Annotated in this window: 14 protein-coding genes and 2 tRNA genes; 9 read left to right on the forward strand and 7 right to left on the reverse strand. The window is 55.7% G+C overall.

Annotation, left to right across the window (positions count from 1 at the left end):
- The first annotated feature begins 47 nt into the window (after positions 1-47).
- Positions 48-124 (forward strand) — tRNA-Asp (locus tag EV102420_RS20565).
- 73 nt (positions 125-197) lie between these two features.
- On the opposite strand, the gene yafC is transcribed toward EV102420_RS20565, so the two are convergent.
- A complete protein-coding gene (gene yafC, locus EV102420_RS20570) occupies positions 198-1,097 on the reverse strand; it encodes a DNA-binding transcriptional regulator YafC (protein ID WP_042396121.1) in 900 nt (299 codons plus the stop codon).
- Positions 1,098-1,293: 196 nt separating this feature from the next.
- Between yafC and EV102420_RS20575 the strand changes: the two genes are divergently transcribed.
- Positions 1,294-2,094 (forward strand): endonuclease/exonuclease/phosphatase family protein, encoded by an 801-nt coding sequence (locus tag EV102420_RS20575; RefSeq protein ID WP_042396123.1) that lies wholly within the window; start codon positions 1,294-1,296, stop codon positions 2,092-2,094.
- Between the two features lie 77 nt (positions 2,095-2,171).
- Positions 2,172-2,939 carry a class I SAM-dependent methyltransferase gene (locus EV102420_RS20580; protein ID WP_042396125.1) on the forward strand — a complete coding sequence of 256 codons (768 nt, stop codon included), beginning with the start codon at positions 2,172-2,174 and terminating at the stop codon, positions 2,937-2,939.
- 68 nt (positions 2,940-3,007) lie between these two features.
- On the opposite strand, the gene mltD is transcribed toward EV102420_RS20580, so the two are convergent.
- Complete coding sequence (gene mltD, locus EV102420_RS20585) at positions 3,008-4,375, reverse strand: murein transglycosylase D (RefSeq protein WP_042396128.1); 1,368 nt, start codon at positions 4,373-4,375, stop codon at positions 3,008-3,010.
- A gap of 73 nt (positions 4,376-4,448) precedes the next feature.
- A complete protein-coding gene (gene gloB, locus EV102420_RS20590; RefSeq protein WP_042396130.1) occupies positions 4,449-5,204 on the reverse strand; it encodes a hydroxyacylglutathione hydrolase in 756 nt (251 codons plus the stop codon).
- Positions 5,205-5,237: 33 nt separating this feature from the next.
- Here gloB and EV102420_RS20595 point away from each other — a divergent pair, with 33 nt between their 5' ends.
- Complete coding sequence (locus EV102420_RS20595) at positions 5,238-5,954, forward strand: class I SAM-dependent methyltransferase (protein WP_042396133.1); 717 nt, start codon at positions 5,238-5,240, stop codon at positions 5,952-5,954.
- Here the strand turns inward: EV102420_RS20595 and rnhA are convergent, their stop codons facing one another.
- Positions 5,955-6,422 carry a ribonuclease HI gene (gene rnhA / locus EV102420_RS20600; RefSeq protein WP_042396136.1) on the reverse strand — a complete coding sequence of 156 codons (468 nt, stop codon included), beginning with the start codon at positions 6,420-6,422 and terminating at the stop codon, positions 5,955-5,957.
- Positions 6,423-6,485: 63 nt separating this feature from the next.
- On the opposite strand from rnhA, the gene dnaQ reads away from it, so the two are divergent.
- Both dnaQ and EV102420_RS20610 read left to right on the forward strand, forming a co-directional pair.
- Positions 6,486-7,217 (forward strand): DNA polymerase III subunit epsilon, encoded by a 732-nt coding sequence (dnaQ, locus tag EV102420_RS20605; RefSeq protein ID WP_042396156.1) that lies wholly within the window; start codon positions 6,486-6,488, stop codon positions 7,215-7,217.
- Positions 7,218-7,349: 132 nt separating this feature from the next.
- A tRNA-Asp gene (locus EV102420_RS20610) sits at positions 7,350-7,426 on the forward strand.
- 85 nt (positions 7,427-7,511) lie between these two features.
- Here the strand turns inward: EV102420_RS20610 and EV102420_RS20615 are convergent.
- Positions 7,512-8,285, reverse strand: a complete 774-nt coding sequence (locus tag EV102420_RS20615; RefSeq protein WP_042396140.1) for an amidohydrolase — start codon at positions 8,283-8,285, stop codon at positions 7,512-7,514.
- Positions 8,286-8,396: 111 nt separating this feature from the next.
- A complete protein-coding gene (gene fadE / locus EV102420_RS20620; RefSeq protein WP_042396143.1) occupies positions 8,397-10,856 on the reverse strand; it encodes an acyl-CoA dehydrogenase FadE in 2,460 nt (819 codons plus the stop codon).
- A 236-nt stretch (positions 10,857-11,092) separates the two neighbouring features.
- Between fadE and lpcA the strand changes: the two genes are divergently transcribed.
- Both lpcA and EV102420_RS20630 read left to right on the forward strand, forming a co-directional pair.
- Complete coding sequence (lpcA, locus tag EV102420_RS20625; RefSeq protein ID WP_042396145.1) at positions 11,093-11,674, forward strand: D-sedoheptulose 7-phosphate isomerase; 582 nt, start codon at positions 11,093-11,095, stop codon at positions 11,672-11,674.
- A gap of 46 nt (positions 11,675-11,720) precedes the next feature.
- Positions 11,721-12,488, forward strand: coding sequence for a class II glutamine amidotransferase (locus EV102420_RS20630; RefSeq protein WP_042396149.1), 768 nt, complete (start codon positions 11,721-11,723; stop codon positions 12,486-12,488).
- On the opposite strand, the gene dpaA is transcribed toward EV102420_RS20630, so the two are convergent.
- Positions 12,459-13,202, reverse strand: coding sequence for a peptidoglycan meso-diaminopimelic acid protein amidase (gene dpaA, locus EV102420_RS20635; protein ID WP_042396152.1), 744 nt, complete (start codon positions 13,200-13,202; stop codon positions 12,459-12,461). The two genes, EV102420_RS20630 and dpaA, sit on opposite strands and share 30 nt — an antisense overlap.
- Before the next feature lie 275 nt (positions 13,203-13,477).
- Here dpaA and dinB point away from each other — a divergent pair, with 275 nt between their 5' ends.
- Positions 13,478-14,533, forward strand: a complete 1,056-nt coding sequence (gene dinB / locus EV102420_RS20640; RefSeq protein WP_042396153.1) for a DNA polymerase IV — start codon at positions 13,478-13,480, stop codon at positions 14,531-14,533.
- Positions 14,534-14,537: the final 4 nt, after the last annotated feature.

Genomic DNA, 14,537 nt, shown 5'->3' on the forward strand with positions numbered 1-14,537 from the left:
AAGCAGTAAACCGGGGCATCAAACCGGTAGTTGTAGAAAAATTCGGTGGAGCGGTAGTTCAGTCGGTTAGAATACCTGCCTGTCACGCAGGGGGTCGCGGGTTCGAGTCCCGTCCGTTCCGCCACTTATTTAAGAAGCCGTATCTCTCACGAGATACGGTTTTTTTTTGCCTGCTATTTACAGCGAAACCGCCGACTTCACGGCTGCTGACGCTGCTTCACGTATTCGCTGAGAAAGTCGACGAAGGCACGGATACGCGTGCTGACTGCTCGGTCGCTGTAGTAAACCGCGCTGAACGGCATCTCTACCGACAGACGCTTATCCGCCAGCACTTCGACCAGCTCGCCGCTGGCAATCTCCTTATCCGTCATATAGTCAGACAGACAGGCAATACCATTCCCGGAAAGACAAAGATATTTCAGCGTTTCGCCGCTGTTAGAGGTAATGCCGCTACTAATTTCATATAGCTGTCCATCTTCACAGGCAATCGGCCAGGTATTAAGCGAAACAGGCTCGGTAAAACCCATGCAGATATGATGTTCAAGATCCTCAACGGTCTTTGGCGTACCGTATTTAGCCAGATAGGCAGGGGAGGCGATCATCCTGCGAGAGCTTTTAAACAGTGGCCGGGCGCGCAGGCTGGAGTCGGTCAGCGTGCCAACGCGAATAGCAACGTCCACTTTCCGCTCGATCAGATTAATAAAGGTTTCTGACGAAACCAGCGAGAGCGTCACTTCCGGATAACGCTCTCGAAACGGCTTAATCATCGGCATGAGAAAATGCAGCACAACGGGCGTCGCGGCGTCGATGCGTAGCAGACCGCGCGGGATTTGCTGATGCTCCATCACCTCGTTTTCTGCTGCCGCCATCTCCTGAAGAATAAGCTGCACGCGGCGGAAATAGCGCTCGCCTTCCTCGGTCAGGCTCAGCTGGCGCGTCGTGCGGTTAAGCAAGCTCACGCCCAGCTTGGTCTCCAGCTTCTTTACCGCCCGGCTAACGGCCGAATTGGCTTGCCCAAGCTGCTCAGCGGCACGGCTAAAGCTTCCGCTCTCCACCACCGCGACAAATATAGCCAGCTCTTCTGATGTTGCCTTCATTTTTGCACCTGTAGCAAAATTTTATCCGCATTTTATCGATTTTTGTTATTTAACCACGTGCCAGCATGAAGTGTCACTCCCTTAGCAAAACATCTGTTTTTACATGCAGCGTTGAAAGTGTGCGCTAAAATCCCTATAACAGAGAGAGTGGCCCTGGTATCCAGGGTAAACAGGTTACAGAGGTAAGAAGCCCAAAGTGCGAAAACATACCCATGCCATGCGCTATATCGCAGGACAACCCGCCGAGCGGATCCTGCCGCCCGGGTCATTCGCGACCATTGGCCAGGCATCGCCCCCAGGCGCGCCGCTGAGCCAGGAAGAGAACATCCGCGTCCTGGTGTGGAACATCTTCAAGCAGCAGCGTGCAGAGTGGCAGTCAGTGTTGCAGAACTTCGGTAAAAATGCCCACCTCGTACTGCTGCAGGAGGCGCAAACCACGCCTGAGCTTATTCGCTTTGCGACTACCAACTATCTGGCAGCGGATCAGGTACCGGCCTTTGTACTGCCTCAGCATCCCTCTGGGGTCATGACGCTGGCGTCGGCCCATCCGGTTTACTGCTGCCCGTTACGCGAACGTGAGCCGATCCTGCGGCTGGCAAAGTCGGCTCTGGTGACGGTCTATCCTCTTCCTGACGGACGGCTGTTGATGGTCGTCAACGTCCACGCGGTTAACTTTAGTCTAGGGGTTGATGTCTATAGCAAGCAGCTGCTGCCTATTGGGGATCAGATCGCCCAGCATAATGGCCCAGTGATCATGGCTGGCGATTTCAATGCCTGGAGTCGCCCGCGCATGAACGCGCTCTATCGCTTCTCCCGGGAGATGTCCCTGCGTCAGGTACGTTTTACCGATGACAACCGCCGCCGGGCGTTTGGTCGTCCGCTCGACTTTATCTTCTATCGTGGTCTGAACGTGAGCGAAGCTTCAGTGCTGGTCACGCGCGCCTCCGATCACAACCCGCTACTCGTTGAATTCAGTCCCGGCAAGCCTGATAAATAGTGGTGCGTCAGGTCTGCCGTAGGGCAGGCCTAAACGGGTGCTGCCCTCTTTTTCACTTAACCTAAAAGGACAGCACAATGGCAGCAAAATCCCATCATGATAACGTCGAAGATCAGTTTGGCTCCCAGGCAAGCGCCTACTTAACCAGCGCCGTACATGCCGTAGGCCGCGATTTAGAGCGGCTGCGCGATCGTCTCCAGCGCTTCCCACAGGCTCACGTATTAGATGTCGGCTGTGGCGGAGGGCACGCCAGCTTTACCGCCGCGACTGTAGTAGGGCAGGTAACGGCATACGACCTCTCCAGCGATATGCTGGGGGTGGTAGCCTCTGCGGCACAAGAGAAAGGCTTGAGCAATATCAGCACTCAGCAGGGCTATGCGGAGCAGTTACCCTTCGCCGATGAGACCTTTGATGTAGTCATTAGCCGCTATTCAGCGCACCACTGGCAGGATCTCGGCCAGGCCCTGCGCGAGATTAAGCGCGTCCTGAAACCTGGCGGAACGGTATTCCTGATGGATGTAATGTCGCCTGGCGAGCCGGTACGTGATATCTGGTTGCAAACGGTTGAAGCGCTGCGCGATACCTCTCACGTGCGCAACTACTCTAGCGGCCAGTGGCTGGCGCAGATTAACGAGGTGGGGCTCACTACTTGCGATTTGGTTACCGATCGGCTGGTGCTGGAGTTCTCCTCCTGGATCGCCCGTATGCGGACGCCTGATGCGCTGAGCAAGGCAATTCGGCTCTATCAGGACAGCGCATCGCAGGCGGTAAAAGCCTACTTCGAGCTGCAAGAGGACGGCTCTTTTACCAGCGATACGGTGTTTATTGAGGCGAAAAAACGCTAACTTACGCAAACAGCAATAAAAAAAGCACCGGGGGAGACGGTGCTTTTTTATGTGAAACGGTTCGATGATCAGGAGTCTGGTGTGGCGCTATCTTTCACAAACAGCGTGAGCTGATCGCCTGGCTGCAGGTTATCCGTACCGTCATTCCAGCGCATAACATCCTTAATATTTACGCCGTAATCTTTCGCAATACTGGAGAGCGAATCACCTTTACGCACGCGATACTTAACGCTATCGCTGTTGCTGGCAAGACGCTGCGCGCTGCTGCCTGCACCAACGGTCAGGCTCTGGCCAACCTTCAGGGTTGAACCGCGCAGGCTATTCCACTGCTGGAGATCCTTAGCGCTCACGCCGAGGCGTGAAGCAATACCGGAAAGCGTATCGCCAGAACGTACCTTATAGCTGCGGCTGGTCAGCGGGGTGTTATCCGCCATCAGCGTCGGCTGTACGGCAGCGATTTCACCCGAGGCCAGCGATTCACGCAGTTGATCGGCGTGCTTCTGCGGCACCATCACATACTGCGGTCCACCGGAGCCCAGCGTTGAGCCCTTAACGCCAGCGTTAAAGGTTTTCAGCTTGCTTACCGGCATGCCAGCCATATCCGCCAGCTGGCTCATGCCAACCGGACTGTTTAGCCGAACGCGAGCCAGGGCGCGGCTGTCGTCAGGCGTAGGCAGACGAACACCGTAGCGCTTGCTGTTCTTGAGAATATCGCTCAAGGCCAGCATTTTTGGCACGTAAATTTTCGTTTCCTGAGGCAGTGACAGCGACCAGAAATCGGTAGGTTTCCCGCGCGATTTATTCGCTTTTATTGCCTTCATGACACGCCCTTCGCCGCTGTTATAGGCAGCCACCGTCAACAGCCAGTCGCCGTCAAACATGCGGTTAAGACGCTGCATCATGTCGAGTGCGGCCGTAGTCGATGCCACAACGTCACGACGCGCATCGTAAGTGCGAGTCTGTTTCAAACCGTAGTTGCGCCCCGTGCTCGGAATGATCTGCCAAATGCCTGCGGCATTGGCACCAGACGTCGCGTGCGGGTTAAAAGCGCTCTCCACTATGGGTAGTAGTACCAGTTCCATGGGCATGTTACGTTTCTTAACTTGCCCTGCTATCCAGTACATATACGGCTCTGCCCGTAAAGTTACATCGTGGAGATAGCTCTTGTTGCTTAAATACTTCTGTTTCTGTTCGCGAATCCGGTCATTTTCCGGAATTCCCATCTTTAGCTCGTCGCCAATGGAAGCCCACAAGTCCTGATCCTGCGCGAGGGATGTTCCATCGTCCATCCACCGCGCCTGACTTGTAAACGTCCCTGCTTCCCCTTGACTAGCTGCAGAAAGGCTCTGTGCGTGCTGTTGTACGTTGCCGTCGTGATTAGACGCCTGGCAACCCACAAGCAGGACAGAGGCGAGTAATATCGCTTGTGCCTTCATGTGTGTGAGTCAATAGTTGCTTAAAAGACGAGCAATCATAACGGCGAAGGATCCAGATGACAAGTATGAAATTTCAGAAAGCGTCTTTCTTTGACCTCAACCATGCAAAACGCGTATTAGGCTGTTGCAAATTTGTTTCTTTGTCGATAACGCTAATCAAATCAGGATCTTCAGTGCGTAAAAAAACATTAATCCGGCGCTCATTTTGCAGCGTAACGGGCAACGTTGGATGGTTTTTTGCCCGTAACTGCTTCACTTTATTAAGATAATCCTCAATAGCCGCATCACCGGGCAGAATATGCTGGGCAAACTTCATATTCGCTAATGTATATTCGTGCGCGCAACATATAACCGTTTCGTCGGGAAGCGCGTTAATTTTCTGAAAAGATTGATACATCTGATCCGCAGTACCTTCGAAAAGTCGGCCACAGCCGCCTGAGAACAGCGTGTCGCCGCAAAAAAGGTAAGGAATTGTGTAGTAAGAGATGTGGCCTAATGTATGACCCGGTGTCGCAAAAACAGAAAATTCGTAGCCCAAAAGAGTGAGCTTATCACCCTCGACTACGCATTTCGTTGCCCCTTTATCTCGTGTCTCTTCCGGCCCATATACCACTATGTCCGGGAAGTGCTGGCGGAGTTCTTTCACGCCGCCAACGTGATCGTGGTGGTGGTGAGTGAGCAGAATTGCTGTAGGCTGCCACTGGTTTTCTGTAATCGCCTTAAGCACCGGAGCCGCTTCGCCCGGATCGACAATCACACAGTGACCTTGGTCATTGCTTAACACCCAGATGTAGTTATCCTGAAATGCGGGAATACTGTTAAGATTCATATAATACCTCTCAAAGCGTAGCGGAAGGTTGTGATGAAACCGGCAAGGATACCTCGAACGTTCTCAGCACCCGCCCACTGGGCTGAGTTTTCCCGTGGCGAATACTACCGCGAGGCGCTGGAACAGCAGCTTAAGCCCTGGTTCGCAAAGATCTATGGATTTCACCTGCTTAAGATTGGCAATCTCAGCGCGGAAATCAATGCTGAAAGCTGCGCTATCTCGCATCAGGTTAATGTCTCATTGCAGGGTGAGCCTGCGCAGGTCAGAGCCGATCCGCTGCATCTTCCCTTTGAGAATAAATCCGTGGATGCCTGTCTGCTGGCCCATACCTTGAGCTGGTGCCCGGATCCCCATCGCCTGTTAAATGAGGCCGATCGCGTGTTGATTGACGATGGCTGGCTGATACTGAGCGGGTTTAATCCTGTCAGCCTGCTTGGACTTCGCAAGGCACTGCCCATCAGGCGTCAGTCAGCGGTCTACCGCAGCCGGATGTTTACCATGATGCGCCAGCTCGACTGGCTATCGCTGCTCAACTTCGAAGTCGTGCACCATAGTGGTTTTCAGGTGCTGCCCTGGACCCGGCAGGGGGGAAAAGTGCTCACTACCCATCTGCCGGCGCTGGGCTGTATGCAGCTTATTGTTGCCCGCAAGCGGACTATCCCTCTGACGCTCAACCCGATGAAGCAGAGCAAAGCAAAAGCACGCGTGCCTCAGGCGGTTGGCGCAACGCGCCAGTACCGCAAACCCTGATTAGCTCTCGGGCTGATAGCCTACGTCTTCCTGGGTTGGATTCATCGCTGCGCTGCGGGCCAGCTCGTCGCAGCGTTCGTTTTCCGGATGACCCGCGTGGCCTTTAACCCACTCCCAGCGGATCTGGTGCTGGCTGAGTGCCGCATCCAGCCGCTTCCAGAGATCGACATTCTTTACCGGTTTTTTCTCGGCCGTTTTCCAGCCGCGCTTTTTCCAGTTGTGGATCCACTGGGTGATCCCCTGGCGGACGTACTGGCTATCGGTGCTTAACACCACTTCGCAGTGCTCTTTCAGCGCCTCAAGAGAGACGATGGCCGCCATCAGCTCCATCCGGTTGTTGGTCGTAAGACGATATCCTTCACTGAAGGTTCTTTCATGCTGTTGATAGCGTAAAATAGCGCCGTAGCCGCCTGGTCCTGGGTTACCTAAGCAAGATCCATCGGTGAAAATTTCTACCTGTTTGAGCATCTCTGGTAGACTTCCTGTAGTTGAAATCGACGTAAAACGACAAGTCTGACATAAATGACCGCTATGAGCACTGCAATTACACGACAGATCGTCCTTGATACGGAAACCACCGGTATGAACCAGATCGGTGCCCACTATGAAGGACATAAGATTATTGAAATCGGCGCGGTAGAGGTGATCAACCGTCGCCTGACCGGCAATAACTTCCACGTCTATCTCAAGCCGGATCGGCTGGTAGATCCGGAAGCCTTTGGCGTGCACGGGATTGCAGATGAGTTTTTGCTGGATAAGCCGCTGTTCAGCGACGTCGCCGATGAGTTTATCGACTATATTCGCGGCGCTGAGCTGGTGATCCACAATGCCTCGTTTGATATTGGCTTTATGGACTATGAGTTCAGCAAGCTGAACCGGGGCATTCCTAAAACGGACACTTTCTGTAAGGTGACCGATAGCCTGGCGATGGCAAGGAAGATGTTCCCCGGCAAGCGTAACAGTCTGGATGCGCTCTGCTCACGCTATGAGATAGATAACAGCAAGCGAACGCTGCACGGGGCGCTGCTCGATGCCCAGATCCTCGCCGACGTCTTCTTAATGATGACGGGTGGGCAGACTGCAATGGCGTTCTCCGTTGAGGGTGAAAACCAGCAGGCGCAGGGTGAGGCCACTATTCAGCGCGTTGTGCGCCGGGCCAATTCGCTCCGCGTGGTGCTAGCCAGCGATGAAGAAGTGATGGCGCATGAGTCGCGTCTTGATCTGGTGCAGAAGAAGGGCGGTTCGTGCCTGTGGCGGGCCTGAAACCTCTTGTTTTGTGGATAAAAACAGCGCCCGGGCGATTTTTGCAGCAAACGATTCAAAAGCCGTGAAAAAGCGTTGACGGCGTGCGAGGCAATACGTAATATTCGCCTCGTTCCCCAGGGAACACAACGCGGAGCGGTAGTTCAGTCGGTTAGAATACCTGCCTGTCACGCAGGGGGTCGCGGGTTCGAGTCCCGTCCGTTCCGCCACTATTCAGAAGGCCTGATTCAGCAATGATTCAGGCCTTCGTCGTTTTTGCTTTTCAAACGGGCGATTTCGCACCCGTGAGTGACATCACTTCTCCAGCGTAAAGGGATCGGCATCCTGCCAGGCCGGGAACTTTTCGCGATAATCGTTCAGCGCGGCCAGCGACAGCTCGGCATCGATACGCGTGGCCTGATGCGGCTCGGCGGTCGCGAGGATTTCACCCTGCGGGCTGATAATGCGACTGTCGCCGCGATAGTGATGCCCGTTACCGTCAGTGCCGACGCGGTTACAGCCTGCAACGTAGGCCTGATTCTCAATGGCGCGTGCCACCAGCAGCGCCTGCCAGTGCAGCGAACGCGGCGCTGGCCAGTTGGCGACGTACAGGGCCAGGTCGTAGTCGTTGCGGTTGCGTGACCAGACCGGGAAGCGCAGGTCATAGCAGACCAGAGGCAGAATGCGCCAGCCGCGCCACTCAAAGACCACGCGCTCGGTACCGGCCTCGTAGTGGTGATGCTCATCGGCCATGCGGAACAGGTGACGCTTATCATAGCTGTGCACCTTGCCCTCCGGCTCAACCAGCAGGAAGCGGTTTACCGGCCCGCGCTCGCTCTGCAGCGCTGCGCTACCGGCCACCAGAGCATTCGTCTGCTGCGCTTTGGCCTGCATCCATGCAACGACTTCACTCTGCGGCAGCGACTGCTGTGCAGCCTGCATAGCAAAACCCGTCGTGAACATCTCCGGTAGAACGATAACGTCGCGCCCGATAATCGTTTCCAGTTGGCGATCGAAGTGCCGCAGATTAGCCGGACCATCCATCCAGACCAGCGGCTGTTGCAACAGCGTAATTTTAAAACCAGGCACGATGAGTCTCCCCATTTTTGTAGCGTCCGAACACTCTACCACGGCAAAACGTGAATGTGTGGCAATAAAAAACCCTGCCCGGAGGCAGGGTCGGTTGCAGCAAAGATAAGGTTAAGCGGCTTCGATTTTACGCACTTTTTCCGGCAGCATAGGGAGCAGGGGCTTGACCGGCTGGGTTGCCAGCGCGTCTGCCTCAAAATCATCCACGTTGATACTGCGCAGGCGGCTCTCTTCGGCTTTGGTCAGGATCCGCGCTTCGTCAGCACTGATGATCCCTTTATCCAGCGCCTCGTTGGCCAGCGCGTCAAGACGGGTAAACGGCAGGTTCTTACCGAACTCTTTACAGATGCGCTGATGGATCGGATCCGCAGCCATCACGTCCAGCAGGGCGTCTTCCAGCAAGCCAACCGGGTTATGCTCGCTGGCGGTCAGGTACTGACCACGGCCAATGCGGGAGCGGGTGGCACACGGCGTTTGCAGGATCTTCGCCACGGCATGGTCCAGCTTGTCCGACGGGGCAAGATAGTGACGCCCGGTAGGGAAGATGGTCGCGCGGAGCAGGGCAGCAACGCCACGGTTCGGGAAGTTTGCCAGCAGGTCGTCCATCGCCTGCTCTGCTTTATAGATCGCATCCTGCACGCCCCAGTGAACCAGCGGCAGATCGGCTTCGTGGCGGCCTTCGTCGTCGTAGCGTTTCAGCGTCGCGCTGGCGAGGAAGATCTGGCTCAGAATATCTCCCAGACGTGCCGAGATACGCTCCCGACGTTTCAGGCTGCCGCCCAGCACCGCCATCGAGATATCCGACAGCATCGCCAGGTTGGCGCTCAAGCGGTTAAGATGCTGATAGTAGCGGCGGGTTGCATCTCCGGTTGGTGTGCTGCTGGTCAGGCCGCGAGTCAGGCCAAGCCAGAAGCTGCGCACCGTGTTGCTGCCCACGTGGCCGATGTGTTTGAACAGCAGCTTATCGAAGGCATTAAGGTCGTTGCTCTGGGCAGCGGCCATCTCATCCAGCACGTAAGGGTGGCAGCGGATCGCCCCCTGGCCAAAGATCATCATGCTGCGGGTAAGGATGTTGGCCCCTTCCACGGTAATCGCGATCGGTGCACCCTGATAGTTACGGGCAAGGAAGTTGCCCTCGCCGAGCATAATGCCTTTGCCGCCGGCGATATCCATAGCATCAATAATCGACTGCTGACCACGGTGGGTACAGTGATATTTGACGATAGCTGAGAGCACCGCCGGTTTTTCACCGAGCACGATAGCGTAGGTGATCAGCGACGCAGCGGCATCCATCACGTAGGCGTTACCGGCAATGCGCGCCAGCGGCTCCTCGATCCCTTCCATCTTGCCGATAGCAATGCGGAACTGGCGACGAATGTGGGCGTAAGCGCCGATACCCATCGCCGCAGACTTCAGGCCACCGGTAGAGTTAGACGGCAGGGTAATGCCGCGACCCACTGACAGACATTCCACCAGCATCCGCCAGCCCTGGCCGGCCATTTTTGGCCCGCCGATGATGTAGTCAATCGGCACAAAGATATCCTGACCACGGGTTGGACCGTTCTGGAACGGAACGTTAAGCGGGAAGTGACGACGGCCAATCTCCACGCCAGGCGTGCTGGTGGGGATCAAAGCACAGGTAATGCCCAGCTCTTTGTCGCCGCCCAGCAGTTTTTCCGGGTCAGAGAGTTTAAACGCCAGACCCAGTACGGTCGCGATAGGGGCCAGCGTGATATAGCGTTTGTTCCAGGTCAGGCGCATACCGAGCACCTGCTCGCCCTGCCACTCGCCCATGCACACCACGCCGGTATCCGGGATAGCACCGGCATCGGAACCCGCTTCCGGGCTGGTCAGCGCAAAGCAAGGGATCTCGTCCCCGCGGGCCAGGCGCGGCAGGTAATGGTTTTTCTGCTCTTCGGTGCCGTAGTGTTGCAGCAGTTCGCCCGGGCCTAAAGAGTTAGGCACGCCGACGGTGATGGCCAGAATACCGGAGACGCCTGAGAGCTTCTGCAGCACGCGAGACTGGGCATAGGCCGAGAACTCAAGGCCGCCGTACTCTTTTTTGATGATCATCGCAAAGAAGCGATGCTCTTTCAGATACGCCCACAGTTCGGGAGGCAGGTCGGCCATCTCATGGGTGATCTGAAAATCATTTGCCATGCGGCAGGCCTCTTCCACCGGCCCGTCGATAAACGCCTGCTCTTCGGCCGTCAGGCGCGGCTGCGGATAGCTATGCAGCTTTTTCCAGTCCGGATTACCACGGAACAGATCGCCTTCCCACCAGGTTGTCCCGGCGTCAATGGCCTCTTTCTCGGTGCGCGACATTGGCGGCATCACTTTGCGGAAGCCGCGAAACGCCGGGGCGGAGATCATCGATTTACGCATGGCGGGCAGATTAAACGGTACGAGGATAATGGCGAGCGGGACCAGCACCCAGATGGACCACAGGCCAGAAACGCCAAGCGCGGCGGTCCAGGCCAGCAGGATCAGGCTACTTAAAAACAGGCTGACGCGGTGGTAGAACAGTGCGCCAATCAATACGACTGTTGCGATAAGACTCAAAATCATCATAAACAATTGCTCCCTGGCTTGTAGGAGGTCTGACCACTTTAGATGTTATTGTTGTAGTGGATGCCACTATATTTAGCAATGTGTTTACAAAGTAATTACAACCTGGTTCACATTGTTGGTGATGATGAGAGCACGGATACCTAAAACGCCCGGTGATATGTATGGCTTTAGCTTCTCGCGTGTGGTGCTATCCGGTAAACTGCGCACGTAAAATTCATCTATTCGAAGGACATCTTATGTACCAGGATCTGATTCGTAACGAACTGAATGAAGCGGCGGAGACGCTGGCTAACTTTCTGCAGGATGACGCCAATATTCACGCTATCCAGCGCGCCGCGGTACTGCTGGCCGACAGCTTCAAAGCCGGTGGCAAAGTGCTCTCCTGCGGCAACGGCGGTTCACACTGTGATGCGATGCATTTTGCCGAAGAGCTGACCGGTCGCTACCGTGAGAACCGTCCGGGCTACCCGGCCATCGCTATCTCTGACGTCAGCCACATCTCTTGCGTCGGTAACGACTTTGGCTACGACTATATCTTCTCCCGCTATGTAGAAGCGGTAGGCCGTGAAGGCGACGTGCTGCTGGGCATCTCCACCTCCGGCAACTCCGGCAACGTTATCAAGGCAATCGACGCTGCGCGCGCGAAAGGGATGAAGGTCATCACCCTGACCGGCAAAGATGGCGGCAAAATGGCTGGCAGCGCCGACATTGAGATCCGCGTTCCGCACTTTGGCTACGCCGACCGTATTCAGGAAATTCATATCAAAGTGATCCACATCTTGATTCAGCTGATTGAAAAAGAGATGGTGAAGGCTTAAGACGTCGTACGGGGGCGGGGCCCCCGATAAGCTGTGGAGGTGTTGTATGTGCGAACTGCTCGGGATGAGCGCCAATGTGCCTACCGATATTTGCTTTAGTTTTACCGGGCTGGTTCAGCGGGGTGGGGGAACCGGGCCGCACAAAGACGGCTGGGGCATCACCTTTTACGAGGGCAAAGGCTGTCGCACGTTCAAAGATCCACAGCCCAGCTACAACTCTCCGATAGCGAAACTGGTTCAGGACTACCCGATCAAATCGTGTTCGGTGGTGGCCCATATACGCCAGGCCAACCGGGGAGAGGTGTCGCTGGAGAATACCCACCCTTTTACCCGCGAGCTGTGGGGACGCAACTGGACCTATGCCCATAACGGCCAGCTGACGGGGTATAAAACGCTGGAGACCGGCAACTTCCGTCCGGTTGGCGAGACCGACAGCGAGAAGGCGTTTTGCTGGCTGCTGCATAAGCTCACCGCGCGCTATCCGCGCACGCCGGGCAATATGGCGGCGGTGTTTAAGTACATTGCCTCGCTGGCAGGGGAGCTGCGTGAGAAGGGCGTGTTCAATATGCTGTTGTCGGACGGACGCTACGTGATGGCGTTCTGCTCAACGAATCTGTTCTGGATCACCCGCAGAGCGCCGTTTGGCGTAGCCAAGCTGCTGGATCAGGATGTTGAGATCGACTTTCAAAAAGAAACCACGCCGAATGACGTGGTTTCTGTGATTGCTACCCAGCCGCTGACCGGCAATGAAACTTGGCACAAGATCATGCCAGGGGAGTGGGTGCTATTTTGTCTCGGGGAGCGTGTAGTTTGATGCCAGCTGAGGCTGGATCGCGCCGCTGTTGTTAAGCGGCTTGCTCACCACGTAACGACCATCCACCACCGAAACGACCGGCGGCTGGTGGAGGGTATTAAAGTAGTCATAGCCAGGCTTCAGCTGCTTCCAGAAGTCTGCATAGTATGAGTTCTTGTGACGCGCCATGTTGGCGTCGGTCATGCGGAACGGATAGATGCTTACCTGCACGCCTTGCTGGCCAAACACCAGTGCGCCAGTGACGAACTGGAAGATCTCATCGATGCCGTTATCGGTCATGGCGTAGCAGCCCACCGAAACACATGCCCCGTGGATCATCAGGTATTTTCCTTCATAGCCGTGCGAGCGATCGTAGGCATTAGGGAAGCCGATGTTGATCGCCTTATAGAAGCGGCTATCTGGCTTAAGCTGGCTGCGCTGAACGGTATAGAACCCTTCCGGACTTTTGAAATCGCCCTGACGCTGTTTCGGACCGAGGCCGCCGGAGTAGTTACAGATCTTGTAGCTATCCATCAGCTGGTACTGCTCGCCCATCTTGACGTACAGCTCAAGCGTGCGCTCTTCCTTAAAGATCTGGATATAGACCGGAGAGCCCATTAACTGCTGCTTATATTCTTTACTAACGGGCGTTGTTGAGCTGTTGCTGCTGAGCAGGCCGGCAAACGAGATGCACGGTATTGTAAGCATCGCAATGAATAATGCGATTATGCGCATACTACTTGTTCCTTGATAAAGCGGTTACCATATTGCCAGGACGGCAAAAGAGATCCGAAATCAGACTAATCTGTATTAGGAGCGCTCACATTATCACCCCCATATTTTTTCGCAAGCCCGCCATGCGGAGTTTACAAATTGTTTTGCTCAGCCCCCATCATATCGCTATTTAAGGGCGTTGGCTAAGCTTGTGCATAAGCGGTGCTTCTCATTTCATCGGCAAAGGCTGTATACTTATCCAGTGAGGGCAGAGACTTCCCAGGCAAACTAAGCACATGCGAAAAATAATACATGTTGATATGGACTGCTTTTTCGCAGCGGTTGAGATGCGCGACAATCCCGCCCTGCGAGATATCCCTATCGCCATCGGCGGAAGCCGCGAGCGCCGGGGCGTCATCAGCACCGCCAACTACCCGGCGCGCAAGTTTGGCGTACGCAGCGCGATGCCTACCGGAATGGCGCTCAAGCTCTGCCCGCATCTCACTCTGCTGCCGGGGCGCTTCGATGCCTATAAAGAAGCCTCGCGCCATATTCAGGCCATCTTCTCCCGCTACACCTCGCGCATTGAACCCCTCTCATTGGATGAAGCCTTTCTCGACGTGACCGACAGCGTGCACTGTCACGGCTCGGCCACCCTGATGGCCCAGGAGATCCGCCAGAGTATCTTCAACGAGCTGCAGCTCACCGCCTCGGCGGGCGTTGCGCCGGTTAAGTTTCTGGCCAAGATCGCCTCTGACCTGAACAAGCCCAACGGTCAGTACGTCATTACCCCGGACGAGGTGCCCGCCTTCCTCAAGACGCTGCCGCTGGCGAAGATCCCCGGCGTGGGTAAGGTCTCGGCTGCAAAGCTGGAGACGCTCGGACTGCGCACCTGCGAGGACGTGCAGAAGAGCGATCTCGCCATGCTCCTCAAGCGCTTCGGTAAGTTTGGCCGCGTGCTATGGGAGCGCAGCCAGGGGATCGACGAGCGGGAGATCACCGGCGAGCGGCTGCGTAAGTCGGTAGGCGTGGAGCGTACGCTGGCAGAGGATATTCACGAGTGGGAGGAGTGCGTGGCGATTATTGAGCGTCTCTACCCGGAGCTGGAGCGGCGGCTGGCCGCCGTTAAGCCGGATCTGCTGATTGCTCGCCAGGGAGTGAAGCTTAAGTTTAACGATTTCCAGCAGACGACGCAGGAGCACGTCTGGCCGCAGCTGAATAAAGAGGATCTGATCGCCACTGCCCGCAATGTGTGGGATGAGCGGCGGGGCGAACGCGGCGTGCGGCTGGTGGGGCTGCATGTGACGCTGCTCGATCCACAGCTTGAAAGGCAGCTGGTTTTAGGCCTGTAAAAAA

It is taken from the genome of Pseudescherichia vulneris NBRC 102420 (assembly GCF_000759795.1).
GTDB classification, from domain to species: Bacteria; Pseudomonadota; Gammaproteobacteria; order Enterobacterales; family Enterobacteriaceae; genus Pseudescherichia; species Pseudescherichia vulneris.

What these genes read in the sequence shown, in the direction of transcription:
- yafC (WP_042396121.1), bottom strand. Translation starts at nt 1,097, where the DNA reads ATGAAGGCAACATCAGAAGAGCTGGCTATATTTGTCGCGGTGGTGGAG.
- EV102420_RS20580 (WP_042396125.1), top strand. Translation starts at nt 2,172, where the DNA reads ATGGCAGCAAAATCCCATCATGATAACGTCGAAGATCAGTTTGGCTCC.
- mltD (WP_042396128.1), bottom strand. Translation starts at nt 4,375, where the DNA reads ATGAAGGCACAAGCGATATTACTCGCCTCTGTCCTGCTTGTGGGTTGC.
- gloB (WP_042396130.1), bottom strand. Translation starts at nt 5,204, where the DNA reads ATGAATCTTAACAGTATTCCCGCATTTCAGGATAACTACATCTGGGTG.
- EV102420_RS20595 (WP_042396133.1), top strand. Translation starts at nt 5,238, where the DNA reads ATGAAACCGGCAAGGATACCTCGAACGTTCTCAGCACCCGCCCACTGG.
- rnhA (WP_042396136.1), bottom strand. Translation starts at nt 6,422, where the DNA reads ATGCTCAAACAGGTAGAAATTTTCACCGATGGATCTTGCTTAGGTAAC.
- dnaQ (WP_042396156.1), top strand. Translation starts at nt 6,486, where the DNA reads ATGAGCACTGCAATTACACGACAGATCGTCCTTGATACGGAAACCACC.
- fadE (WP_042396143.1), bottom strand. Translation starts at nt 10,856, where the DNA reads ATGATGATTTTGAGTCTTATCGCAACAGTCGTATTGATTGGCGCACTG.
- lpcA (WP_042396145.1), top strand. Translation starts at nt 11,093, where the DNA reads ATGTACCAGGATCTGATTCGTAACGAACTGAATGAAGCGGCGGAGACG.
- EV102420_RS20630 (WP_042396149.1), top strand. Translation starts at nt 11,721, where the DNA reads ATGTGCGAACTGCTCGGGATGAGCGCCAATGTGCCTACCGATATTTGC.
- dpaA (WP_042396152.1), bottom strand. Translation starts at nt 13,202, where the DNA reads ATGCGCATAATCGCATTATTCATTGCGATGCTTACAATACCGTGCATC.
- dinB (WP_042396153.1), top strand. Translation starts at nt 13,478, where the DNA reads ATGCGAAAAATAATACATGTTGATATGGACTGCTTTTTCGCAGCGGTT.